The following is a 24,155-nucleotide window of genomic DNA, read 5'->3' on the forward strand; positions in this document are numbered from 1 at the left end:
GGAAGCGCAGAGGTCTAAGGTGCGGCAATGGACGTCTCGATGGTGAGTCTCCGGATGTTGGCCTGTGCCGTCGCAGTCGTAGTCGTGTCGCCGGCGCGCGCCGAGGCCCGCGAGCTGCCGAACCTCGGCGCCGACTTCTTGTGGGGCGTGAGCTCTTCGGGGTACCAGTCCGAGGGCTACGCGCCGGACAGCAATTGGAGCCGCTACGCCGCGTCTGGTGCGACCGCGGATCCCTACCTGAATTCGGTCGACTTCTTGCACCGGGCCAGTGGCGATATCGCCCTCGCCGACAGCCTCGGTGTCGACGTGTACCGAACTTCCGTCGAGTGGTCACGGGTGCAGCCGCAGCCCGGAGTGTGGAGCGAGGGCGGATTCGCGTTCTACGACAGCGTGTTCGCGCACATCGCCGCAGCGGGGATGCGGCCGATGATCACCCTCGACCACTGGGTGTATCCGGGCTGGGAAGTCGACCGCGGCGGTTGGCGGAATCCGCAGATGGTCATGGACTGGTTGGCGAACATGCGCAGGGTCGTGGACCGCTACGCCCACTACGACCCGCTGTGGGTCACCATTAACGAGCCGGTCGCCTACGTCGGACAGGAAATTCGCACGGGTGGCGTCGGACCGGCAGATGTGCCGTCGATGTTCGACCGACTTGTCCAGGCGCACAACGGCATCTACGACTACATCCACGCGGTGCAACCTGGCGCTCTGGTGACGAGCAACGTCGCCTACATTCCGGGCGGCGCCGAACCGGTGCTCGATACACAATTCGAGGACCGCGTGAAGCTGGATTTCGTCGGCATCGACTTCTACTACGCCGCTTCGACGACCCGCCCGCCGACACTCGATCCGCTCTTCGGCAGGCACTGGGACGCCGAACTCGAAGCCGACGGAATCTATTACGCGCTGCGCCACTATTCGCGGAAGTTTCCCGGCAAACCGCTCTACATCGTCGAGAACGGCATGCCGACCGAACACGGGCAGCCGCGGCGCGACGGCTATACCCGCGGCGATCACCTGAGCGATATCGTCTACTGGCTGCAGCGGGCGCGCGCGGACGGCATGAACCTGCTCGGCTACAACTACTGGAGTCTCACCGACAACTACGAGTGGGGCAGTTACGCACCACGATTCGGGCTGTATTCCGTCGACGTCCGCACCGATCCCACGCTGACCAGGCGGCCGACCGACGCAGTGCCGGTGTATCGGGGAATCGTCGCCGGCGACGGTGTTGCACCGGGCTACGTGCCGACCAGACCGGCGGCGCCGTGTTCGCTGATGGATCCGCCGTCGAGCTGTGCGGAACCGGTCAGGTAGCTGGGACCGACAGACGCTGCCGCGCGAAACGGGTGATCAGACCCTGGCTCGGACTGAACAGGTACGCGGCAGTGAAGACCGCACCCTGAGCGAGGACCACGCAGCCGCCCGAGGACACGTCGGCGTAGTAACTCACGTAGATACCGACGATCGCGCACGCAGCCGAAATCGCTGGTGCCAGCAGCATCATTCGACCGAACCGGTCGGTCAGCAGATAGGCGGTCGCGCCGGGTGTGATCAGCATTGCCACCACGAGGATGACGCCGACCGCCTGCAGTGTGACGACCGTGGTGAGCGCGAGCAGGCCGAGCAGCAGGCCCGAAAGCACCGGCGGTGACATTCCGACCGCGCGGGCATGGGTCTGGTCGAATGCGTAGAGGATCAGGTCGCGGCGTTTGGCGACGAGGACAGCCAGTGCCAGCAGGCCGAGACCGAGCACCTGGTAGAAGTCCTCGCGCGTGACACCGAGCAGGTTGCCGAAAAGGATGTGGTTGAGGTCGATCTGGCTCGGAAACTTCGAGACGAGCACGATGCCGAATGCGAACAGGGTCGTGAAGACGACACCGATGGCGGCGTCCTCCTTCACTCGGGACGTGTTGCGGACGACGCCGATTGCCGACACTGCGATAACGGCGAAGACGATCGCGCCGACCGCGAACGGCAGGCCCAGGAGGTAGGCCAGGGCAACGCCGGGCAGCACCGCGTGCGAGATGGCGTCGCCCATCAGGGACCAGCCGATGAGGACGAGCCAGCAGCTGAGTACCGCGCCGACGATGGCCGCGGTGACAGTCACGAGCATCGCCCGCTGCATGAACGTGTACTGCAAAGGTTCGACGAGGACGTCGACGAGGTGGTTCACAGCTGGGTTCCGTTCTCGGCTGTGCGTCCATACCGGTTGCGGTTGGTCAGTGGGTCGGCTCCGAAGGCGAGCGCCAGGTTCTCGGGGCGCAGGACTTCGTCGGGGGTCCCGTGCATCAGCACGCGGCGCTGGATGAGCACGGCCTCGTCGCACAGCTCGGGCAGACCGTGCAGGTCGTGGGTGGAGATCAGCACTGCCGCACCGTCGGCCGCCAGCCGCTGCAACAGCCGGGTGATCGTGGCTTCGGTGCGCTTGTCCACGCCGGCGAATGGCTCGTCGAGCAGCAGGACCGATGCCTGCTGGGCGATCGCGCGCGCGACGAACGCACGCTTGCGCTGGCCACCGGACAGTCGGCCGATCTGCCGATCGGCGAGGTCGCTGAGTTCGACCTCGGCAAGCGCGGCGTCCACAGCGGCACGATCCTCCGGACGCGTGCGCCGCAGCCAGTTCTGCGTGCCGTAGCGGCCCATCATGACCACTTCTCGGACGCTCACCGGGAACGTCCAGTCGACCGATTCACTCTGCGGGACATAGCTGACGATTGCGCGCTTTCGGGCTGCGGCGGGTTCGAGACCGCGGATCACGACCTCGCCGGCGCTCGGCTTGACCACGCCCATGATGGCTTTGAACATGCTGGATTTGCCGGATCCGTTCATGCCGACGAGCCCGCAGATTCGTCCGGGCGCGAGTGTGAGATCGGCGCTGTCGAGCGCGAGCACCTCGCGGTAGCGGACTGTGAGCCCACTGATGCGCAGCGCAGGCTCGATCGACGTCTTGGGCACGGTTGTCGTCATCTTCCGGTCAGTCCTTGGGCGATCGTACGAGTGTCGAATGCGAGCAGGTCCAGGTAGGTCGGTACGGGTCCGTCGGCGGGGGAGAGCGAATCCACGTAGAGCTTTCCGGCGAGCCGGGCGCCGGTGTCTTCGGCTACTGCCTGCTGGGCTTTGTCCGACACGGTCGACTCGCAGAACACGGCGGGCACATCGTTCGAGTCGACGAAATCGATCGCTCCGACGACCTGCCGCGGTGTTCCTTCGCGTTCGGCGTTCACTGGCCAGAGGTAGGCCTCGGAGAGCCCGATGTCGCGGGCCAGGTAGGAGAACGCGCCCTCGCAGGTGACCAGCGCGCGCTGCTGGGGTGGAACCGGTTCGAGCTGCCGGACCAGAGTGTCGCGGACGTCACGGATCTGAGCTTTGTATGAGTCCGCATTCGACCGGTAGTCCGCGGCGTGTGCGGGATCGAGTTCGGCGAACGCGTTCGCAATGTTGTCGACGTAGATCATCGCGTTGGTCGGTGACATCCACGCGTGCGGATTCGCCTTGCCGGAGTACGCGCCGTTCGAGATGGTGATCGGTTCGACGCCTGCACTGAGTACCGCGTGCGGCACATCGAGTTCCGTGACGAACTGCGCGAACCAGGACTCGAGACCGAGCCCGTTGTCGAGGATCAACGCGGCATCGGCTGCGGTCTGGAGGTCGCCCGGAGTCGGTTCGTAACCGTGGATCTCGGCGCCGATCTTCGTGATCGACTCGACCCGGAGATGTTCGCCCGCAACATTTCTCGCGATGTCTGCCAGCACCGTGAAGGTCGTCAGGACCAGTGGTCGCGGATCGTCGGTCTGCGCGGCCTTCGTCGTGGGCAGCGTGCAGCCGGACGCGAGGGCGAGTGCAGCGATGCCCGCGAGAAGCATCGAAAGCGGCGAACCGATGCGACTGATTTCTCTTCCTCCAAGATAAAAGTTCGGTGTCCCGAATTCTGACTCACGTCGAGACGAAAGTCCAGTAGCCGTCGCGTAGTCGGTACTGGGCTGACCTCGCCGAGAGGTTTCACCTAGGCTTCGTCCTGTGCAGAGATGGCGTGGTCTCGACGAAATTCCAGCCGACTGGGGTCGCTGCGTTCTCACCATCGGCGTTTTCGACGGCGTGCATCGCGGACACAGGGAACTGATCTCCCGCGCGGTGGATTACGCGAAGGGGCGTGGCGTCCCGAGCGTTCTCATGACTTTCGACCCGCATCCGATGGAAGTTGTTCGGCCCGGCAGTCATCCGGCGCAGCTGACGACCCTTACCCGGCGTGCGGAACTTGCCGAGGAACTGGGGATCGACGTTTTCTGCGTCATGCCGTTCACACACGAATTCATGAAGCTGACGGCTGCGCGATACGCGCACGAGGTGCTCGTCGAGCGCATGCACGTGGTCGAGGTCGTGGTGGGGGAGAACTTCACCTACGGCAAGAAGGCGCTCGGCAACATCGCCACCCTGGAGGAAGCGGGTCAACGCTTCGGGTTCGAGGTCGACGCCGTCAAACTGCTCGGTGAGCACGCGGTGACGTTCTCGTCGACCTACATCCGGGCCTGCGTGGACGCCGGTGATGTCTCCGCCGCTGCCGAGGCGCTCGGCCGGCCGCACCGAGTCGAGGGCGTCGTCGTGCACGGCGACGGTCGCGGCAGGGCGCTCGGATTCCCGACGGCCAACGTCGCCCCGCCCATGTATGCAGCCATTCCGGCGGACGGTGTGTACGCGGGGTGGTTCACCGTGCTGGGCCCCGGCCCGACGATCGGCACCGTCATTCCGGGCGACCGAGCGCGAGCCGCGATCTCGGTCGGGACGAATCCCACCTTCTCCGGTCGGACGCGCACTGTGGAGGCCTACGTTCTCGACGGCGAGGCGGATCTGTACGGCCAGCACGTTGCCGTCGACTTCGTCGAACACGTGCGTGGCATGGAGAAGTTCGACTCGATCGACGACCTCGTCGTCGCCATGAACAAGGACGTCGAGATCGCGCGCGAGGTGCTGACCAGATACCAGTGAGTGCCGCCTGTGGTCAGGTAGAGGCATAACCCCTGGTAGAGTGTTCGTTTGGTGTGTGCTGCGGTCTGCGGTGGCCACACCGGCCTACATCATGTGCGCAGACGTCAACACCAGGAGATAAAGCAAGTGGCATTGACCACCGAACAGAAGAGCACGATCCTTTCCGAGTACGGGTTGCACGAAAAGGACACGGGTTCGCCCGAGGCGCAGGTTGCGATGCTGACGAAGCGCATCGTGGATCTCACCGAGCACCTCAAGAAGCACAAGCACGATCACCACTCCCGCCGCGGCCTGTTGCTGCTGGTCGGACGTCGTCGTCGTCTGCTCAAGTACGTCCAGAAGGTCGACATCGCGCGTTACCGCTCGCTGATCGAACGACTCGGACTGCGTCGCTGATAGAAGTCGCACCAGGACTGATCGGCATCGCCCGTCAGAACAAGCGATCTTGTCGAGAAGCCAACGAGGCTATGCATAGACTTGCCTCGTTGGCTACTCGTATTTGTAGACCGAACTCGCACTAGCGAGTAGCAACACCGTGAAGTACAAGATGGCCGTATGTACCTGCCAAACGTGGCGTCGGTCTTCGGTAGTGGCTTGTCGGGAGCGTTCTGGGAGAACGCACCAACCGGCGAGCTTCGATCGATGACCGCCACCGCGCAGCCGCGTCCAAGGGGACGCGAGCCAGGTGCGCGCGGCGTAGCCAGGAGGGTTACGTCGCGTCCGCGCTGGTACGGCGAAGACGAGAGGTAAGAGAAGAAGAACATGTCAGAAACACCTGTAACAGGCGCGGTCGAGGTCGAAGAGGGAGTCTTCGAAACGACCGCCGTGATCGACAACGGCAGCTACGGCACCCGCACCATCCGCTTCGAGACCGGCCGCCTTGCGCGACAGGCCGCCGGCGCGGTCGTCGCCTACCTCGACGACGACACCATGCTTTTGTCTGCGACCACAGCAAGCAAGCAGCCGAAGGAGCACTTCGACTTCTTCCCGCTCACGGTCGATGTCGAAGAGCGCATGTACGCCGCAGGCCGCATCCCCGGATCGTTCTTCCGTCGCGAGGGCCGCCCCTCCACGGACGCGATCCTGACCTGTCGCCTGATCGACCGGCCGCTGCGCCCGTCGTTCGTCGACGGACTGCGTAACGAGATCCAGGTCGTCGTCACCGTGCTGAGCCTCGATCCCAAGGATCTGTACGACGTGGTCGCGATCAACGCCGCGTCCGCATCGACGCAGATCGCGGGCCTGCCGTTCTCCGGTCCGGTCGGTGGCGTGCGGGTTGCGCTCATCACCTCCGACGAGAACAAGACCGGCCAGTGGGTCGCATTCCCGACCAACGAGCAGCTCGAGACCGCCGTGTTCGACATGGTCGTCGCGGGTCGCGTCGTCAGTGGTTCGGGCGACGGCGCCGATGTCGCGATCATGATGGTCGAGGCCGAGGCCACCGACAACGTGATCGCCCTGATCGACGGAGGCGCACAGGCGCCGACCGAGGCGATCGTGGCCGAAGGCCTCGAGGCCGCCAAGCCGTTCATCGCCCGCCTGGTCAAGGCGCAGCAGGACCTTGCTTCTGCTGCCGCGAAGCCGACCGGCGACTACCCGGTCTTCCCGGCCTACCAAGACGACGTCTTCGCAGCTGTCGATGCCGCGGCGTCTGCCGACCTGTCGGCGGCACTGACGATCGCGAGCAAGCACGAGCGCGAAGACAAGATCGACGAAGTCAAGGCCGCTGTCCTGAGCAAGGTCGGCGAGAGCTTCGAGGGCCGCGAGAAGGAAATCGGCGCCGCGTTCCGCTCGCTGACCAAAAAGCTTGTGCGCCAGCGCATCCTGCGCGACCAATTCCGCATCGACGGCCGTGGCATCACCGACATCCGGTCGTTGTCGGCCGAGGTTGCGGTTATCCCGCGGGCACACGGCTCGGCCATCTTCGAGCGTGGCGAGACCCAGATCATGGGTGTCACGACCCTGGACATGGTCAAGATGGCGCAGCAGGTCGACAGCCTCGGACCCGAGACAAGCAAGCGCTACATGCACCACTACAACTTCCCGCCGTACTCGACCGGTGAGACCGGTCGTGTCGGTTCGCCGAAGCGTCGCGAAATCGGCCACGGCGCGCTCGCCGAGCGTGCGCTCATGCCGGTGCTCCCAAGCCAGGACGAGTTCCCGTACGCGATCCGTCAGGTCTCCGAGGCGCTGAGCTCGAACGGCTCGACGTCCATGGGCTCTGTCTGTGCCTCGACCCTGTCGCTGCTCAACGCCGGTGTGCCGCTGAAGGCGCCGGTTGCCGGCATCGCCATGGGCCTGGTCTCCGACCAGGTCGACGGTGAGACCCGCTACGTCGCACTGACCGACATCCTCGGCGCCGAAGATGCGTTCGGCGACATGGACTTCAAGGTCGCGGGCACCAAGGACTTCGTCACGGCGCTCCAGCTGGACACGAAGCTCGACGGCATCCCCTCGCAGGTTCTGGCGGGCGCGCTGTCGCAGGCGCACGACGCCCGCGTCACGATCCTCGAGGTCATGGCCGAGGCCATCGACAGCCCGGACGAGATGAGCGCGCACGCGCCACGAGTCACGGCGATCAAGGTCCCGGTCGACAAGATCGGCGAGGTCATCGGACCCAAGGGCAAGATGATCAACTCGATCACCGAGCAGACCGGTGCGAACATCTCCATCGAGGACGACGGCACCGTGTTCGTCGGCGCCACCGATGGCCCGTCTGCGCAGGCCGCGATCGACATGATCAACGCCATCGCCAACCCGCAGCTCCCGAAGGTCGGCGAGCGATTCCTCGGCACGGTCGTCAAGACGACCGCGTTCGGTGCCTTCGTCTCGCTGCTCCCCGGTCGCGACGGCCTGGTGCACATCTCCAAGCTCGGCAACGGCAAGCGCATCGCCAAGGTCGAAGACGTCGTCAACGTCGGCTCGAAGCTTCGGGTCGAGATTGCCGACATCGACAACCGCGGCAAGATCTCGCTGATCCCGGTCCCCGAAGAGGATGCTGCAGACACGGCCGCAGCTGCTCCGGCGGCGTCCGAGGCCGAGGTTCCCGCGGAGACGTCGGCTGAGTAAGAAATCTGGCTCACGCCTGCGTGGGGCGGTCCGCGAAGCACATCCCGATGCGGGTGTGCGGCGGACCGTCCTACCGGGCGGTCTCCGCGTGGTCACCGAGCACGTGCCGGGCGTTCGTTCGGCTTCGGTCGGTATCTGGGTCGGCGTCGGTTCGCGCGACGAAGGCCCGACCGTCGCGGGAGCGGCTCATTTCCTGGAGCACCTGCTGTTCAAGTCGACGCCGACTCGGTCTGCCCTCGACATTGCGCAGGTGATGGATTCCGTCGGCGGCGAACTGAACGCTTTCACGTCGAAGGAACACACGTGCTTCTACGCGCACGTTATCGATGAAGATCTGCCGCTGGCAGTCGATCTCGTTGCCGACGTGGTCCTCAACGGTGAATGCCGGACGGCCGACGTCGAGATCGAACGGCAGGTCGTCCTCGAAGAAATCTCGATGCGCGACGACGATCCCGAGGATCTCGGCGGCGATGCGTTTCTGACCGCCCTTTTCGGCGATCACCCGATCGGGCGACCGGTCATCGGGACGGTCGAATCGATCGAGCACATGACACGCGCGCAACTGCACTCGTTCCACGTCCGCCGGTACACCCCGCAACGCATGGTGGTTGCGGTCGCAGGCAACGTGGAGCACGAGCACACCGTCGAGTTGGTCAGCCGGGCATTCCACGACCGCCTGGCGCCGGATCTGGACGCCGTGCCGCGGCGTGAGGGGAAGATTCGGCTCGCGGCAGCACCGACGTTGAGTTTGACCAAGCGCGACAGTGAGCAGGTGCATCTCACCCTCGGTGTCCGCGCGTTCGGCCGCCACGAAGGCCACCGCCGCTGGCCGCTTTCGGTGCTGAACACCGCGGTCGGCGGGGGCCTGAGTTCACGTCTCTTCCAACAGGTAAGGGAAGAACGCGGACTCGCGTACTCGGTGTACTCCAGCATCGACACCTTCGCGGACACCGGAGCTTTTTCGGTGTATGCGGGATGTCAGCCGGAGAACTTGGCCGAAGTCGCAACCTTGGCGAGGGAAATTCTTACCGACGTTGCGCACAACGGCATCACCGACGCCGAATGCGCTCGCGCGAAGGGCTCGCTGCGCGGCGGCTTGGTGCTCGGCCTCGAGGATTCGGGTTCGCGAATGAACAGGATCGGGCGCAGTGAACTGAGCTACGGCAATCACCGCAGCGTCTCCGAAACGCTCACGCGAATCGATGCTGTGACCACCGATCAAGTGCGTGAGGTCGCCGCAGAACTGCTCGCGCGCCCGTTCGCCGCAGCCGTCGTCGGACCGTACAAACGGGTCCGCGATCTGCCTGCCGCAGTGCGCGGGATCGTCTCCTAGCGCAGCGCGAATGCGGCCTTCGCCGTGGCGTTTCCCATTGTCGATTCGAGAGTAACTCCGGCCTGGGACCTCACATTCGAACTGCCAGAACCCAGGTGCGTAGGCTCGGATCCGAAATATCGAGGTGGATGGAGGACATGTGACTGCGCAAATCCGGGTTGGCGTGCTCGGCGCGAAGGGCAAGGTCGGTCAGGCGATCTGCGCGGCCGTCGAGGCAGCGCCGGATCTCGAGCTCGTAGCTACCGTCGACCAGGGTGATCCGATCGAGTCGTTCGTCGCGAGCCGAACAGAGGTCGTCGTCGACTTCACTCATCCCGGCGTCGTCATGGACAACTTGAAGTTCTTGGTGGAGAACGGTATTCACGCGGTTGTCGGAACGACTGGCTTCGACGAAGACCGACTATCCCAGGTCCGGACCTGGTTGGCCGCCAGTCCCGAGGCCGGTGTCCTCATCGCGCCGAACTTCGCAATCGGCGCGGTCCTGCTGATGCGGTTCTCGGAGCAGGCTGCCAGGTTCTTCGATTCCGTCGAAGTCATCGAACTGCATCACCCGAACAAGGCCGACGCGCCGTCGGGTACCGCCTATCGCACCGCCGGCTTGATCGCCGCCGCCCGCGAGAAGGCCGGTGTCGGTAAGAGCCCGGATGCCACGACGACCGAACTCGAAGGCTCACGCGGCGCGGAAGTCGATGGCGTGCATGTGCATTCGATCCGCCTGGCAGGTCTGGTCGCGCACCAGGAAGTGCTGTTCGGCACTCTCGGCGAGACGCTGACCATCCGGCACGATTCGATCGACCGATCGTCGTTTGCACCCGGTGTTCTACTAGGCGTGCGCGAGATCGGCAAGCGTCCCGGCCTCACCGTCGGACTCGATCCGCTGCTGGACCTGTGAGGGAGCGTTCGGTGAACGCGGAGGTTGCGCGCCGAGTGGGGTTCATCGCGGCGCTCGTTCTCGCCCTCGGGTTCTACTTCCTGCTTCTCGGCTTCCGTGGCATCGACCTGATTCGCGACGGCAGGCCCGCCAGCATCGGGCTCGGGCTCGGCGTCCTGATTCTGCCGATCCTCGGCATCTGGATAGTCACCGCGACGATTCGCGCGGGTCTGCAGCATCAGCATCTAGCTCGCCGGATTCACGAGGAAGGCCGTGAACTCGACGTGTCCGGCCTGCCGCTACGGCCGTCGGGCCGAATTCAACGCGACGCCGCCGACGCACTCTTTGTGCAGGTCAAAGCCGAATGGGAGGCAGATCCAGACGACTGGCGCAACTCTTACCGGCTCGCGAGGGCATACGACTACGCCGGTGATCGCGGGCGTGCGCGCGACACGATGCGGCGCGCCGTCCGGTTGGAACGACTCGAATCGCAGAACTGATGACGAAGACACTGCTCGTGGTGCATCACACGTCGTCACCCGCCACGCGGGAACTCCTCGAATCGGTGCTGGCCGGTGCACGGGATCCCGAAATCGACGGTGTCGACGTCCGAGCGGTCCCCGCGCTGTCGGCGACCGCATCCGACGTGCTCGCGGCCGACGGGTACCTCTTCGGTACGTCCGCCAATTTCGGGTACATGTCGGGCGGTCTCAAGGTCTTCTTCGATTCGGTGTACTACCCGTGCTTGGATGCCGTGGCCGGCCGGCCCTACGGTTTGTGGGTGCACGGCAACAACGACGTGGTCGGCGCGGTGAAGTCGGTTCGGACGATCGTGTCCGGGCTCGCGCTGGAGCAGGTCGCGCACACGGTCGAGGTGACCGGGCCGATCGACGCCGCGGTGCGGGAGAACTGCTACGAGCTGGGTGCGACTGTCGCCGTGACCGTTGCAGGCGCGGCATGAGCAACGGTGCCCCTACTTTTCGCGGGTTCAGTTCGGCATGCTCCACCGCAATACTCGTACGCAGGGTCGGGCGAACGCCGCGTCGACCGGCGCAAAGCTGTCGGCGCGGCGTTTTCGAGCGGAGAAGAGTAGATGAGCGCCGGACTGGGTGAGGAAGTGGTGAGTCAGGCGACGCGTCGAATCGGGCTGGTCGAGGACCACGAATCGGTCGTCATCGGGTTGTCGACGATACTGTCGCGGGAGCCGGACCTGGAGGTCGTGGCAACAGCAGCGACGGTTGCCGAGTTGCTGGCGCAGACCGACGACCTGGATCTCGTCGTGCTGGACCTCCGGCTCGCGGACGGGTCCACGCCGGAGGAGAACGTCCGCGCCGTGCGGGAGCGGGATGTCGAGGTACTCATCTTTACCGGCGCGGAGAACGCCTTTCTCGTTCGTTCGGCTGCCCGTGCCGGCGTGCTCGGCGTTGTCCGGAAGTCGCAGGACGCCGCGACGGTCGTCGCTGCTGTCCGTACGGCGGCTTCCGGCCGGCAGGTCGTGACAGCGGACTGGGCGGCCGCAATCGACGGGGACCCGGGTCTGTCCGATGTCGGTCTAAGTCCACGCCAGGAAGAAGTTCTGACGTTGTACGCATCGGGGGAGAAGGCGTCGCGGGTCGCGCGCATGACCGGCTTGTCGGAGCAGACGGTCAACGACTACCTCTCCCGCATCCGGCAGAAGTACGCCGATGCGGGCAGGCCTGCGCCTACGAAGACGGATTTGTACAAGCGGGCAGTCGAGGATGGGTGGCTGCCTGGCCCCGGTATCTGACGATCGACAAGAATCGGGGGTATGGCGGGTGGCATCGGAGGGGTCCTGACGCGTCCGCGCGACCGGATTCGCGCGACCGAGCGGGTCACCAGGTCGCTTGCCTGCACGCTCGGGCTGGGGTCGGCGATCTATGGATTCATGGATTTTCCGGAGATCGTCCAGCAAGCGGTGCAGATCGAGCCGTGGTGGACCCCGGCGGCGGTTGTTGCGTTCTTCGGAAGCGGCCTGGTCATCTCTTACGTGGCGGTCCGCGGTGAGCTCAGCGCTCTCCGCCGCGTACTGATCGCGCTGCTGGGCATCTACCTGGTCTGCTGCCTGACGCTCCCGCTCGCTGCGGAGTTCGGCAGCCTGGATGGCAAATCGGCATGGATCTGGCGGGTTGCGCCGATAGCGATCGTCGCGGCGGCGCTCACGTGGCGTCCTGCGGGCACGGCCGCATACGGCTTGCTGGCCGGTGTCGTGTCGACGGCGGTGAATTGCTACGCCGTCGGAGAGTCCGGTTTCCTCGGGTTTGCCGAATTCCTCGTCCGCAACAGCTGTTCGGCGAGTGTCTTCGCCTGGGTCGTCGTTTGTGCGATGCGCGCCACTGTGCTGCTGGACGAGGCGTCGGCGCGTGCCGAGAAGGAAGCAGCGGTCACCGCCGCGAATGCAGCGCGTGCGCGTGAACGTTCGCGATTCGCAGCACTGATCCACGACGGCGTGCTCTCCACGCTGCTCGATGCCTCCCGCGGCCAGGAATCTCGAAGTCTGTCGGCGCAAGCGCGTCGGACATTGCGCGAGATCAACGAGTTCCGGTCGGGAGAAGGGGATCGAACGGTGTTCGACGAGGCCACAGCGACCGGTTTCCTGCGTGTGTCAGCGCTGCAAGCCGGCCGCACCGTCAGGTTCACGAGTCGCCGCACTCCGGGCGCCGCCGAGTTGTCCGTGCCGGTTGCGGCAGCGGAATCGATCGCAGCGGCGATGAGCGAGAGCATTCGCAACAGCATCAGGCACGCGGGCGCGTGTGGTGGCGCCGTCGATCGTGAAGTGACGGCAACCGTCGAACGCCGTGGCCTGCGCGTCGAGATAGCCGACGACGGCGTCGGCTTCGAGCCCGATTCTGTTCCCGCGCACCGAATGGGTGTCGCACTGAGCATCCTGGGCAGGATGGCGGAACTTCCCGGCGGTGCAGCTGCTGTCGAATCCGCGCGCGGCCGGGGTACGAAAGTCACGCTGACCTGGGCGTCGGACGATCGTGGATGAGGACATGGAGCTGCGCGCCCTGCTGGGCCTGCGCGGCAAGACCGCAGCGATGATGTGTGTGCTGCTCGTGGTCACGATCGCGGCGGTGATGCAGCGCAACCTCGAATCGGCACACAATCCGGTGCTGGTGGCTGCGTCCTATGGCGCGATGGGTATCTGTGCTGTGCTCGTCGTCTATGTGCCCTCCGATCCGCTGAACTTCGGCTGCACGCTGCTCATCGTCGCCGTCGGACCTGCGACGACGTATCTGACCTTGCGCGATGCCGTCGCCTCCAGCATCGACGACTATGCGCCCTCCGCATCCTTCGCCTACTCACTCGTTCTGTGTGCGCTGATCATTCGCGGGCGACCGCGGATGGCGTGGGTAGCGGTCGGATTGTGCGCAGTGGCCTTCGCTGCGGTCGCGCTCACCGAGGCGTCCATGCCGACCAGCATCGCGGCGGCGCTGGCGATAGTCGGCACCGTCGCAGCGGTGAACGTCTTCATGGTCATCATTCGACCGACGATGGAGTCGTTGTTCGCGCTGCGCGAGGACGCGACCATGCGCGCGGCCGCCGAGGCGACGATGGTCGCGCAGAACGAGGAACGCGATCGCCAGCTCGACCGGCTCGACGCGGTCGCCCGGCCGATGCTCGAGAAGATCGCGGGCGGCGTGCTGTCGTCATCGGAGCGCGAACGGTGCCGACTGCTCGAAGCGGAATTGCGCGACGGCCTGCGGGCGGCCCAGCTAGCGACGCGGGCGCTGGCCGCTGCCGCCCGAGGTGCCCGGAGCCGGGGCGTCGAAGTCGTTCTGCTCGACGACGGCGGCTTTGCGGAAGTTCGCTCGGACGTGCGCGCGACGGTCCTCGAATGCGCGGAGGACGCGCTGAACTCGTCCGACTCGGGGTCGGTGACCGTTCGGGTGTTACCGAAAGGCAAGCGGTACTTGGCATCTGTGCTCGTGAACGACGCATCCGGCGACCGTCGAACCGAGATTGCGACAGACGGCACGGTCACGACAACCGTCGAATACGCCGACCAGCGGCCGTAGCGCCCGAATGTGTCGGAGGTGCGTGGCAGTCTGGACCGCATGATCTCGAACGCGATCGCGCGCCGGATCGCCCTGGCCGCGCAAGGCTTTGCCGACCGTGCGCCGGGTGCTGCGCCGACGCGACGCACACTCGCCCGAGTGCTCGAACGGACCCAGTTGTTGCAGCTCGATTCTGTTGCGGCTGTGGTCCGCGCGCATTATGCGCCGGTGTTCAGCCGGATCGGCAGCTACGACCGAGCACTACTCGACAAAGCGGTGTGGTCGCATACGGCGCGGTCACCGCGCAGCCTGGTCGAGTACTGGGCCCACGAGGCAGCCGTGATCCCTGTCGACGACTGGCCGCTGATGCGCTGGCGGATGACCAAGTACACGGACGGGCGCTGGGGGCAGGCGCGACGAGTGCTCGATCGAAATCCATTGCTGGCCAAGGATATTGTCGATGCAATCACCGATATCGGTGCTGCGACCGCGGGCGAGGTGGAGACGCATCTGGAAATCGGTCAGGCAGGTCGGCGGGAATCGTCGTGGTGGGACCTGAGCGATACGAAGGTGATCTGCGAGCAACTGTTCGCGTCGGGCGAGTTGTCTGTGGCCCGGCGGGTCGGGTTCGCGCGCTATTACGATCTAGCGGAACGAGTACTGCCGGCGAGCGTCCTGGCGCGCGAGGTTTCCGAGCAGGATGCCGTTCGCGAGCTGGTCCGCAAGTCGGCGACGGCACTCGGTATCGCGACCGAACCGGATCTGCGTGACTACTACCGGCTGCACCGCTCGCAGACCGAACCGGCGATTGCCGACCTGGTCGAAGAGGGTGTGCTCGTCCCGGTTCAGGTCGAGGGCTGGGCGCATCAGGCGTACGTCCACGCAGAGGCGAGACGCCCACGGTCGATCACCGGTGCGGCGTTGCTGTGCCCGTTCGATCCGCTCATCTTCTGCAGGCCGCGTACCGAGCGAGTGTTCGATTTCCGCTATCGCATAGAGATCTACACGCCCGAGCCGAAGCGTGTGCACGGCTACTACGTCTTCCCGTTCCTGCTGGACGGCGAACTGGTCGGCAGAGTCGATCTACGCGCAGAACGCGGCAACGGCGTACTGCGCGTGCCCGGTGCCTTCACAGAGCCGGGTCATGAGAATCCACGAGTGGCAACGGAACTCGCGAGCGCGCTCCGGCGAATGGCCGATTGGCTCGAACTGGAGGACGTCGTCGTGGGGGAGCGCGGTGATCTCGCTCCGCTGCTCACGCAGCTTGTGTGACGCGGCTTTCCACAAACTTCGTGAGGCCCTTGCTCGCCGTCTCCATGGCGATCTTGACGACCTTCTTCACGATGAAGTTCGGCAGCGGGACCTTCGGTGCGAGTTCGAGATCGAACAGCACGCGGGTACCGGTGGCCGTCGGAGTCAGCCGGTACGAGCCGTTCTGCGCGGCTTGCATCGAGCTTTCGCGCAGCGTCCAGGTCATGACCTGGACGCCGTCCCAGGTGAAGTCGGTTACCTGATGATCGGTCAATCCCACCGCGCCGACGTCCGCGCGCACCCGGTGTGGCCGGCCGTCGTCGAATCGAGTCTCCACGACGATCTTCTTGTGCGGTCCCGACCAGCCGGGCAGTTCCTCGACCGCTGCGAGGGCAGCCATGATGGCGGCCGGTTCGGCCGCGATGTGGAACTCCATGGATTCGATGACAGACACAGTGCAACTCTCGGATCGTGTGACGGGGATTGCATCAACGATAGAAGAGTGGCCCGGTCTCGACCAGGAGCTTCGGAGTGAGATTTGTAACAGGTTCTAGTAGTTCTGCCAGCCCTTGCTGTTCTTGCGCCACTGATCGCGAAGCGCGCCCTGGACTGCGTTCGACATCCACGAGTTCAGCGACTGGCCGCTCTCGGCGGCCGCCTCCTCGGCACGCGCCTTCATCTGCTCGACGAGTCGCAACGTCACCCGGCTGATGTCGCCGGTCAGGTCCTCGAAGGATTGGAAGGCGTCTTCGGCTGCGTGTCTCGTGCCGTTGCCGAAGGCCTCCCTGTCCTTGTCGGCCGGTTTCCGCGCGACGTCGACGACTGCATCGGTGCCGTCGAGGCGGACGTGGACCGTTCGATCGCCCAGTGCGTCGGATACCTCCTGTGCGAACGCGGAAAGGGCAGTCAGGAGCATCAAGCGGGCCGACGATTCGGCGGCGTTGGCGAGCGCTTCGGCCGTTGCCTTGGTTTTGTCGTCCCCGAGTGCGGCGGCCGCGAGTAGGTCGTCGCGCAATCGGGTCGTGAACTGGTTCAATTCCATGACGCCATCGTGACGCCAAATTTGACGTCAGTCAAGGCGTCGGTGTGACGTCATGAAATCAGTTGCCGGGAGTACCCGTGCGGCGCGCGAAGTAAACACCAGCGGGTAGCCTTCTGACCATGACCAATGGTGATTCCGCACCTGCTGCTGTGCGTGCTTTCGGAACCGTCTCCGTCGCGATGGTGACCCCGTTCACCGCCGAGGGAAAGCTCGACGTCGACGCCGGTGTGCGACTCGCGGATCACCTGGTCGAGGAGGGTTGCGACGGCCTGGTCCTCGCCGGAACCACCGGCGAATCGCCGACCACCACAGAGCACGAGAAGCTCGAACTTCTGCAAGCAGTCGTGGCCGCGGTCGGCGACCGCGCGAAAATCATTGCGGGAGCGGGTAGTAACGACACGGCGCACAGCGTCGAGCTCGCCCGCGATGCTGCACGCGCCGGCGCGCACGGTCTATTGGTCGTCACGCCGTACTACTCGCGACCGCCGCAGGAGGGCCTGCTGGCGCACTTCCGGGCCGTCGCCGACGCAACCGACCTGCCGGTGTGTCTCTACGACATTCCGCCGCGTTCGGTGGTGCCCATCGAGTTCGGCACGATCCAGAGGCTGGCCGAGCATCCGCGTATTCTCGCCGTGAAGGACGCCAAGGGCGATCTCAATGCCGGTGCCGAGCTGATCGGGACCACAGATCTCGAGTTCTACTCCGGCGACGATGCGCTCAATCTGCCGTGGCTGTCCGTCGGGGCGGTCGGGTTCATCAGCGTCATAGGACATTTGGTGCCCGGTCGCCTGCGCGCGCTGGTCGACGCCTACAACGCGGGAGATGTGGCACGAGCTCGCGCGATCAACCTCGAGCTCACACTTCTGACGCGAACCGTGTCGTGGATCGGCGGCGCCGCGGCGTCGAAGGCCGGTCTGCGTCTGCTCGGCTTCGATACCGGCGAGCCCCGGCTGCCCATCGTGGCTCCGCCGACGGAGCAGATCGACGCGCTGGCTGCGGCTTTGACGGATATCGGGGTGCTTGCGTGACGCGCCCAGGCCGATCGCGCGGGCGGGTCACGCGCAACGCCGGCCCGCCTGTCAAAGCTCAGGGTCGCGCGGCGGGTAAACCGGTCGTCCAGTCGTCTGCGACAACTCAGCGCCCCGACGCCAGGCTCAAGGTGTCGGATGCAACCGAACGGTTGGGCTCGCCCCCGAAGGCCCCGCGCAACGGTCTGCGGGTCGTGGCACTCGGCGGGATCGGCGAAATCGGCCGCAACATGACCGTTTTCGAGCATCAGGGCAAGTTGTTGATCGTCGACTGCGGCGTGCTCTTCCCCGAAGATCAGCAGCCCGGCGTCGACCTGATCCTCCCGGACTTCCGGCACATCGAAAATCGGATGGCAGACGTCGAGGCGGTCGTCCTCACGCACGGACACGAGGACCATATCGGCGCGGTTCCGTTCCTGCTGCGCTTGCGCCCCGACGTTCCAGTGATCGGTTCCAAGTTCACGCTGGCGCTTCTTGCCGCGAAATGCCGTGAGCACCATCAGCGTCCGAAGCTCGTCGAGGTCGTGGAAGGCGAGCGGACCACCCACGGTCCGTTCGAATGCGAGTACTTCGCCGTCAACCACTCGATTCCCGACGCCATCGCTGTCGCGATTCGCACGGGCGCCGGCGTTGCGCTGCACACCGGCGACATCAAGCTCGACCAGCTCCCGCTCGACGGCCGGCTGACCGACCTTGCCGGATTCTCGCGACTCGGCGACGAGGGCGTCGACCTGTTCCTGGTCGACTCGACCAATGCCGAAGTACCCGGCTTCGTCACGCCGGAGCGTGAGATCGGCGGCGTTCTCGACAACGTCATCGGCAAGGCCCAGCAGCGAGTGATCGTGGCGTCGTTCGCAAGCCACGTGCACCGTATTCAGCAGGTCGTCGATGTTGCGCATCGCTACGGCCGTCGAGTCTGCTTCATCGGGCGGTCGATGGTGCGCAACATGGGAATTGCGCAGGAGCTCGGCTATCTCAACGTCCCCGACGGCGTCGAAGTCGATATCGACACTGCGGCAGGTTTGCCCGACAACAAGCTGGTGCTCATCTCGACAGGTTCGCAGGGCGAGCCGCTTTCGGCGCTGTCACGCATGGCGCGAGGCGAGCACCGACAGATCAATATTCGTGCCGACGACCTTGTGGTGCTCGCGTCCTCGCTCATCCCCGGCAACGAGAACTCCGTGTTCGCTGTCGTCAACGGTCTCGCGCGCCGCGGGGCGACCGTCATCACGCAACAGAGCGCGAAGGTCCACGTATCCGGGCACGCGTCAGCGGGGGAGTTGCTGTACCTCTACAACGCGGTTCGGCCGACCAATGCCATGCCCGTGCACGGTGAATGGCGGCACCTGCGCGCCAACGCGGCGCTTGCGATCGCGACCGGTGTGCAACCCGAACGAGTGGTGCTTGCCGAGGACGGAGTGGTCGTCGACATGGTCGACGGGCTCGCGAAGATCGTCGGGCGAGTCCCGGTCGGACACGTGTACGTGGACGGTCTGTCGGTCGGCGATGTCGGTGAATCGACATTGTCGGACCGGTTGGTGCTCGGCGAGGGTGGCTTCATCTCCATCACGGTCGCCATCGACTCGACGACGGGCAAAGCGGTCAGTACACCCGAAGTGAACGGTCGTGGGTTCTCCGACGATCCCGCAGCGCTCAAGGAGGCAGCACAGCTCGTCGAGGCCGAGATCATCCGGCTCGCGGGCGAGGGTGTCACCGATACGCACCGAATTGCCCAGGGCATCAGGCGAATTGTCGGTCGGTGGGTCTCCGACAAATATCGGCGCCGACCCATGATCGTGCCGACGGTCATAGGCGTTTAGGGGCCGCGCACAGCGCTATGCCAGCAGTCGCCACAGGCCGATCAGGCCGAGGACCACGATGGCACCGCGCAACGCGGTGGGGGACAGGCGGCGGCCGTACTTGGCACCGACCGATCCACCTACCAGGGATCCGACCGCAATGAGTCCGGCCACCGCCCAGCTGATTCGGTCGAACGCGACCAGCGTGTACGCCGCTGCGGCAACGATGTTGACGAGCAGCGACAGCAGGTTCTTGGCCGCGTTCATGCGCTGCATCGATTCGGGCAGCAGCGCGCCCATCACACCGATGAGCAGAATGCCCTGCGCTGCAGTGAAATAGCCACCGTAGATGCCTACAGCGAACGTGCCGAACGTCAGCGCGACAGTCCGAGCCGTACCGATGTCGGTGGCAGATCGGCCGGCGTCCTCAGCCCGGTGCTTGGCCCAATCCTGAATCTTCGGCCCGGCGACGACCAGGATCAGCGCGCCGCCGAGCAGGACCGGCACGATCGTCGTGAACGCCTTCTCCGGCAGATGCAGCAGCAGGAATGCGCCGACCACAGCGCCGGTGAGGGATGCCGGTATCTGCCACTTCAGGCGGTGTGCCTGGCCGCGGAGCTCGCGCCGGTAGCCCCATGTGCCCGAGACACCACCCGCGACCAGGCCGACCGCGTTCGACATCGTCGCTACAACCGGGGGACAGCCGAATGCGACGAGTGTCGGGAAGGTGATGAGTGTGCCGGATCCCACGATGGCGTTGATCGCGCCTGCGGCGAAGCCTGCCAGTGCGATCGCGATTATTTCGGCAATGGGCACCTGTGCAACCTACGGTGATTCGATTGCGCGACGTCGATCGGATACGCTAACTCACCGCATATGGAGTAAGGGTGCACTAACCAGTGCGCAGGTCGCCGAAAGAGGTAATGGTATGGGTGTGGTCATTTTGTACGGGTCGGAAACCGGCACGTGCGAGGTGGTCGCTGATCACATTGCGGACGTCTTCGCTGCTCATGGCGACGCCTCGGTGTACGACATGACCGAGTTCGATATCGCGGATCTCGATCCCGCCGATTTTTACGTCCTCGTCGTCGCGACCTATGGCGAAGGCGAGCTGCCGACCGGTGCGCTCCCGTTCTTCGACGACATCGATGCCGAGCAGCCGGACCTGACCGGGTTGCGCTTCGCGGTGTTCGGTCTCGGCGACAAGGTCTACGACGACACGTACAACCGCGGTGGCGAGATCGCCGGTGAGAAGCTGACCGCACTCGGCGCGGTGCAGATAGGCGAGCACGGTCGCCACGACAGCTCGGGTGACCGCAAGCCGAAGGATCAGGCCATCGAGTGGGCCGAGACGATCGTTCCCTTGGCCGCCGACTAGCCGGATCGGTCCTTGCACAGCCCCCTGTAGGGTCGATTGTGTGAGTCTTGCGCGCCGCGAACGATTTGCTCTTGTCGACACCATGGCTGCATTCGGTCCGGATGCCCGCACGTTGTGCGGCGAGTGGACGGTCCGCGATCTGGCGGCTCACCTGGTCATCCGTGAGCGTCGGCCGGACACCGCGCCTGGAATCCTGATCCCGCAGCTCGAGAGCTACACCGAGGGCGTGCGGCGCAAAGCCGCGGCGCGGCCGTTTCAGGAGTTGCTCGACGAGGTCCGCGACGGTCCGCCGCTGTGGTCGCCGCTGTGGGCAGTCGATTCGTTGGTGAACACGACGGAGATGTTCGTGCACCACGAGGATGTCAGGCGTGGCTCGCCGGGCTGGGAGCCGCGCACCTTGGATCCCGCGGACGAGGGAAAGCTGTGGTCCACGGTGCGGAAGATGGGCCGGATGTCCTATCGCAAAGCCGCAGTTCAGGTGACCCTCGCGACACCCGACGGCGAGCGCGTGACCGTCCACAAGTCGGGTGCGGGCGAAGTGGTGCTCACCGGCGCACCGTCGGAATTGCTTCTGCATGCGTTCGGCCGCGACGAGGTCGAGATCGAGATGTCCGGTTCGCCCGCTGACGTCGAATCCATTCGGCAGCTCGACCGCAGCGTCTGACGGAGGCTTCGCAGGCACGTGAAAAGGCGACTCGCCGACCTGGGTAAACGATGTGACTAGTGTTGCGGATGCGCACCGTGGGGTCTCAGCGACTAGTCTTACAGCCATGTCAGCTAAGTCGGGCGGTACGACATCCCGTGCGCGTACGAGTGCGCGCACGTCGAAACCTGCGGGTGGAACAGCGCGTTCTGCAAGTGGAACGACGCGTTCCAAGCCCGCATCCCGCACCACGAGAACCGTCTCCACGCCGCGCAAGCCCGCGGCCCGGCCCGCCGCGCGCAGGCCTGCGGCTCGGCGATCGCAGAAGTCGGTGTTCACAACGGTCGGCAAGGGCATCGGTTCGGGCTGGTCACTGGCTGCACGTGGCCTAGGCGCCACGACGCGGACAGTGAGCCGCGCCGCCGACATCGAGCACGGTCATCGCCGGGACGGCATCGCGCTCGGCCTCATTGCCGTCAGCGGCATCGTCGCTGCCAGCGTCTGGTTGTCCGCCGGTGGACCGGTCGGCCGCTGGATCGACTCGGGCGTGAGTGCGGTTGTAGGGACGCCGGCAGCCGCATTGCCGCTCATCTGCACCGCGATCGCGCTGATCCTCATGCGCACCGAGCCGCATCCCGACATTCGTCCCCGCCTCGTTCTCGGATCGGCACTGGTCGGTTTGCCGGTGCTCGGACTGTGGCATCTCGCGTCGGGGTCACCCGCCGACCTCGCCGGGCGCTCGCACGCTGCCGGGTTCGTCGGGTTCGCCGTCGGCGGCCCGCTGACCGACGGACTGTCGGTACTTCTGTCCGTACCGCTGTTGCTGCTCGCAATCCTTTTCGGCGTGCTCCTGCTGACCGGCACCACGGTGCGTGAGGTACCCGACAGGCTGCGCACACTGTTCGGCACGGCGACCGCTGGTGACGAGTACGAGGACTACTACCCGGACGTCGACGAGATCGATATTCACGACGATGTCCACCTGGACGTCGACGGGAACCCCGTCGGCAAGCCCGACGGACGACCGTCCGACAACTACCCGGTCGACGAGTTCGCAACGGCCCCCGCGGCCAAGCCGGTTCCGATCGCCAAGCCCCCGGCGCCGCCCGCCGAACCGCCCGCACCTCGCCCGACCATCAAGGCCAAGGTTGCTGCCAAAGTCGAGGAGATCGTCAAACCGCCCGCGAAAGAAGAGTTCGTCGCGGACCGGATTGTCGAAGGCGATTACACGCTGCCCCCGGCCAACCTGCTGATCGTCGGTGACCCGCCGAAAAAGCGCAGCAAGGCCAACGACTCCATGATCGAGGCCATTACGGAGGTCCTCGAGCAGTTCAAGATCGACGCGGCCGTCACCGGATTCACACGCGGCCCGACGGTGACCCGCTACGAGGTCGAGCTGGGACCTGGCGTCAAGGTCGAGAAGATCACCGCGCTCGCCCGCAACATCGCGTATGCGGTTGCAACGGACAACGTCCGGCTCCTCGCGCCGATCCCGGGCAAGTCCGCGGTCGGCATCGAGGTCCCGAACTCGGACCGCGAACTGGTTCGCCTGGCCGACGTGCTCAACGCACCGTCCACGCGAAAAGACCATCACCCGTTGGTGATCGGCCTCGGCAAGGACATCGAAGGCGACTTCGTCAGCGCAAACCTCGCGAAGATGCCGCACTTGCTCGTCGCCGGTTCGACCGGTTCGGGTAAGTCGAGCTTCGTCAACTCGATGCTGGTGTCCCTGTTGCAGCGCGCGACGCCGCAGGAAGTCCGGATGATCCTGATCGACCCGAAAATGGTCGAACTGACTCCGTACGAAGGCATTCCGCACCTGATCACGCCGATCATCACTCAGCCGAAGAAGGCTGCAGCGGCGCTTGCGTGGCTCGTCGAGGAGATGGAGCAGCGCTACCAGGACATGCAGGCGAACCGGGTGCGCCATATCGACGACTTCAACGAGAATGTCAAGTCCGGCAAGATAACCGCACCGCTCGGCAGCGAGCGCGTGTACCGGCCCTACCCTTACATCCTCGCGATCGTCGACGAACTTGCCGACCTCATGATGACCGCACCGCGCGACGTCGAGGACGCGATCGTGCGGATCACCCAGAAGGCCCGTGCCGCAGGCATTCACCTCGTGCTCGCGACGCAGCGACCGTCGGTCGACGTCGTCACCGGTCTGATCAAGACGAACGTGCCCTCGCGGCTCGCCTTCGCGACGTCGTCGCTGACGGACTCGCGAGTCATCCTCGACCAGCCGGGCGCCGAGAAGCTGATCGGTATGGGCGACGGGCTCTTCCTGCCGATGGGCGCGGGTAAGCCGACCCGTATGCAGGGCGCGTACATCACCGACGAGGAGATCTACGCGGTCGTCGAGTTCGCCAAGAACCAAGCCGAACCCGAGTACACGGACGGCGTAACCGCGCAGAAGGCCGGCGAAAAGAAGGACGTCGATCCCGATATCGGCGACGACCTCGACGTCTTCCTGCAGGCCGTCGAACTCGTCGTGACGAGCCAGTTCGGCTCGACCTCGATGCTGCAGCGCAAACTACGCGTCGGTTTCGCGAAAGCCGGACGCCTCATGGACCTCATGGAGACCAGGGGAGTCGTAGGGCCGAGCGAGGGATCGAAGGCGCGCGATGTGCTCGTGAAGCCGGACGAACTCGACGGATTGCTGTGGTCGATCCGCGGCGGCGATCAGGCGTCCGAAGACGACTCCGAGGAGTAGGGCACAGAATCGAGCTC

Annotated in this window: 23 protein-coding genes; 17 read left to right on the top strand and 6 right to left on the bottom strand. The window is 65.3% G+C overall.

Translation table 11 applies throughout. The features are described from left to right. Nucleotides 1-27 precede the first annotated feature (27 nt). Nucleotides 28-1,320, top strand: coding sequence for a family 1 glycosylhydrolase (locus JGU72_RS09895; RefSeq protein WP_199683662.1), 1,293 nt, complete (start codon nucleotides 28-30; stop codon nucleotides 1,318-1,320). On the opposite strand, the gene JGU72_RS09900 is transcribed toward JGU72_RS09895, so the two are convergent. The 3 genes from JGU72_RS09900 to JGU72_RS09910 are packed head-to-tail and all read right to left on the bottom strand — an operon-like array spanning nucleotide 1,313 to nucleotide 3,869. Further along, nucleotides 1,313-2,131 (bottom strand): metal ABC transporter permease, encoded by an 819-nt coding sequence (locus JGU72_RS09900; RefSeq protein WP_199684543.1) that lies wholly within the window; start codon nucleotides 2,129-2,131, stop codon nucleotides 1,313-1,315. The genes JGU72_RS09895 and JGU72_RS09900 overlap by 8 nt on opposite strands. 44 nt (nucleotides 2,132-2,175) lie before the next feature. Beyond that, nucleotides 2,176-2,973, bottom strand: coding sequence for a metal ABC transporter ATP-binding protein (locus tag JGU72_RS09905; RefSeq protein WP_199683664.1), 798 nt, complete (start codon nucleotides 2,971-2,973; stop codon nucleotides 2,176-2,178). Further along, nucleotides 2,970-3,869, bottom strand: a complete 900-nt coding sequence (locus tag JGU72_RS09910; RefSeq protein ID WP_199683666.1) for a metal ABC transporter substrate-binding protein — start codon at nucleotides 3,867-3,869, stop codon at nucleotides 2,970-2,972. Before JGU72_RS09910 ends, JGU72_RS09905 begins: the two co-directional genes overlap by 4 nt. Nucleotides 3,870-4,023: 154 nt before the next feature. Here JGU72_RS09910 and JGU72_RS09915 point away from each other — a divergent pair, with 154 nt between their 5' ends. The 11 genes from JGU72_RS09915 (at nucleotide 4,024) to JGU72_RS09965 (ending at nucleotide 15,553) form a co-directional block, all read left to right on the top strand. Continuing rightward, nucleotides 4,024-4,989: a bifunctional riboflavin kinase/FAD synthetase gene (locus JGU72_RS09915; protein ID WP_199683668.1), complete on the top strand. Its 966-nt coding sequence runs from the start codon at nucleotides 4,024-4,026 to the stop codon at nucleotides 4,987-4,989. A 126-nt stretch (nucleotides 4,990-5,115) separates the two neighbouring features. Next, nucleotides 5,116-5,385 carry a 30S ribosomal protein S15 gene (gene rpsO, locus JGU72_RS09920; protein ID WP_199683670.1) on the top strand — a complete coding sequence of 90 codons (270 nt, stop codon included), beginning with the start codon at nucleotides 5,116-5,118 and terminating at the stop codon, nucleotides 5,383-5,385. 366 nt (nucleotides 5,386-5,751) lie between these two features. Then, nucleotides 5,752-8,058 carry a polyribonucleotide nucleotidyltransferase gene (locus JGU72_RS09925; RefSeq protein ID WP_199683672.1) on the top strand — a complete coding sequence of 769 codons (2,307 nt, stop codon included), beginning with the start codon at nucleotides 5,752-5,754 and terminating at the stop codon, nucleotides 8,056-8,058. Beyond that, nucleotides 7,985-9,391 carry a M16 family metallopeptidase gene (locus JGU72_RS09930; protein ID WP_199683674.1) on the top strand — a complete coding sequence of 469 codons (1,407 nt, stop codon included), beginning with the start codon at nucleotides 7,985-7,987 and terminating at the stop codon, nucleotides 9,389-9,391. Before JGU72_RS09925 ends, JGU72_RS09930 begins: the two co-directional genes overlap by 74 nt. A gap of 139 nt (nucleotides 9,392-9,530) precedes the next feature. Beyond that, complete coding sequence (gene dapB / locus JGU72_RS09935; RefSeq protein WP_199683676.1) at nucleotides 9,531-10,283, top strand: 4-hydroxy-tetrahydrodipicolinate reductase; 753 nt, start codon at nucleotides 9,531-9,533, stop codon at nucleotides 10,281-10,283. 11 nt (nucleotides 10,284-10,294) lie between these two features. Beyond that, complete coding sequence (locus tag JGU72_RS09940) at nucleotides 10,295-10,762, top strand: hypothetical protein (RefSeq protein WP_199683678.1); 468 nt, start codon at nucleotides 10,295-10,297, stop codon at nucleotides 10,760-10,762. Next, a complete protein-coding gene (locus JGU72_RS09945; protein WP_199683680.1) occupies nucleotides 10,762-11,223 on the top strand; it encodes a flavodoxin family protein in 462 nt (153 codons plus the stop codon). The genes JGU72_RS09940 and JGU72_RS09945 overlap by 1 nt, the downstream gene beginning before the upstream one ends. Before the next feature lie 132 nt (nucleotides 11,224-11,355). Then, nucleotides 11,356-12,030: a response regulator transcription factor gene (locus JGU72_RS09950; protein ID WP_199683682.1), complete on the top strand. Its 675-nt coding sequence runs from the start codon at nucleotides 11,356-11,358 to the stop codon at nucleotides 12,028-12,030. Between the two features lie 21 nt (nucleotides 12,031-12,051). Then, entirely contained in the window at nucleotides 12,052-13,272 is a 1,221-nt protein-coding gene (locus JGU72_RS09955; protein ID WP_199683684.1) for an ATP-binding protein, read from the top strand. Nucleotides 13,273-13,276: 4 nt separating this feature from the next. After that, nucleotides 13,277-14,302, top strand: coding sequence for a hypothetical protein (locus JGU72_RS09960; protein WP_199683686.1), 1,026 nt, complete (start codon nucleotides 13,277-13,279; stop codon nucleotides 14,300-14,302). Nucleotides 14,303-14,341: 39 nt separating this feature from the next. After that, nucleotides 14,342-15,553, top strand: a complete 1,212-nt coding sequence (locus tag JGU72_RS09965) for a winged helix-turn-helix domain-containing protein (RefSeq protein ID WP_199683687.1) — start codon at nucleotides 14,342-14,344, stop codon at nucleotides 15,551-15,553. Here JGU72_RS09965 and JGU72_RS09970 read toward each other — a convergent pair. Continuing rightward, nucleotides 15,537-15,986 (bottom strand): SRPBCC family protein, encoded by a 450-nt coding sequence (locus tag JGU72_RS09970; protein ID WP_307828374.1) that lies wholly within the window; start codon nucleotides 15,984-15,986, stop codon nucleotides 15,537-15,539. The two genes, JGU72_RS09965 and JGU72_RS09970, sit on opposite strands and share 17 nt — an antisense overlap. Nucleotides 15,987-16,082: 96 nt before the next feature. Further along, a complete protein-coding gene (locus JGU72_RS09975; RefSeq protein ID WP_199683688.1) occupies nucleotides 16,083-16,574 on the bottom strand; it encodes a hypothetical protein in 492 nt (163 codons plus the stop codon). A gap of 119 nt (nucleotides 16,575-16,693) precedes the next feature. On the opposite strand from JGU72_RS09975, the gene dapA reads away from it, so the two are divergent. Both dapA and JGU72_RS09985 read left to right on the top strand, forming a co-directional pair. Next, nucleotides 16,694-17,602 carry a 4-hydroxy-tetrahydrodipicolinate synthase gene (gene dapA, locus JGU72_RS09980; RefSeq protein WP_199683690.1) on the top strand — a complete coding sequence of 303 codons (909 nt, stop codon included), beginning with the start codon at nucleotides 16,694-16,696 and terminating at the stop codon, nucleotides 17,600-17,602. Next, complete coding sequence (locus JGU72_RS09985; RefSeq protein ID WP_307828375.1) at nucleotides 17,599-19,422, top strand: ribonuclease J; 1,824 nt, start codon at nucleotides 17,599-17,601, stop codon at nucleotides 19,420-19,422. Before dapA ends, JGU72_RS09985 begins: the two co-directional genes overlap by 4 nt. A gap of 15 nt (nucleotides 19,423-19,437) precedes the next feature. Here the strand turns inward: JGU72_RS09985 and JGU72_RS09990 are convergent, their stop codons facing one another. Then, nucleotides 19,438-20,217, bottom strand: a complete 780-nt coding sequence (locus tag JGU72_RS09990; protein ID WP_199683692.1) for a sulfite exporter TauE/SafE family protein — start codon at nucleotides 20,215-20,217, stop codon at nucleotides 19,438-19,440. 112 nt (nucleotides 20,218-20,329) lie between these two features. On the opposite strand from JGU72_RS09990, the gene JGU72_RS09995 reads away from it, so the two are divergent. The 3 genes from JGU72_RS09995 to JGU72_RS10005 all read left to right on the top strand — a co-directional run bounded on the left by JGU72_RS09995 (nucleotide 20,330) and on the right by JGU72_RS10005 (nucleotide 24,138). Next, complete coding sequence (locus tag JGU72_RS09995; RefSeq protein ID WP_199683694.1) at nucleotides 20,330-20,779, top strand: flavodoxin domain-containing protein; 450 nt, start codon at nucleotides 20,330-20,332, stop codon at nucleotides 20,777-20,779. 40 nt (nucleotides 20,780-20,819) lie between these two features. Continuing rightward, complete coding sequence (locus tag JGU72_RS10000; protein ID WP_199683696.1) at nucleotides 20,820-21,443, top strand: TIGR03085 family metal-binding protein; 624 nt, start codon at nucleotides 20,820-20,822, stop codon at nucleotides 21,441-21,443. A gap of 106 nt (nucleotides 21,444-21,549) precedes the next feature. Further along, on the top strand, nucleotides 21,550-24,138 hold the full coding sequence (locus JGU72_RS10005) for a DNA translocase FtsK (RefSeq protein WP_199683698.1): 2,589 nt from the start codon (nucleotides 21,550-21,552) through the stop codon (nucleotides 24,136-24,138). Nucleotides 24,139-24,155: the final 17 nt, after the last annotated feature.

It is taken from the genome of Antrihabitans auranticaus (genome assembly GCF_016481275.1).
Lineage (GTDB): Bacteria > Actinomycetota > Actinomycetes > Mycobacteriales > Mycobacteriaceae > Antrihabitans.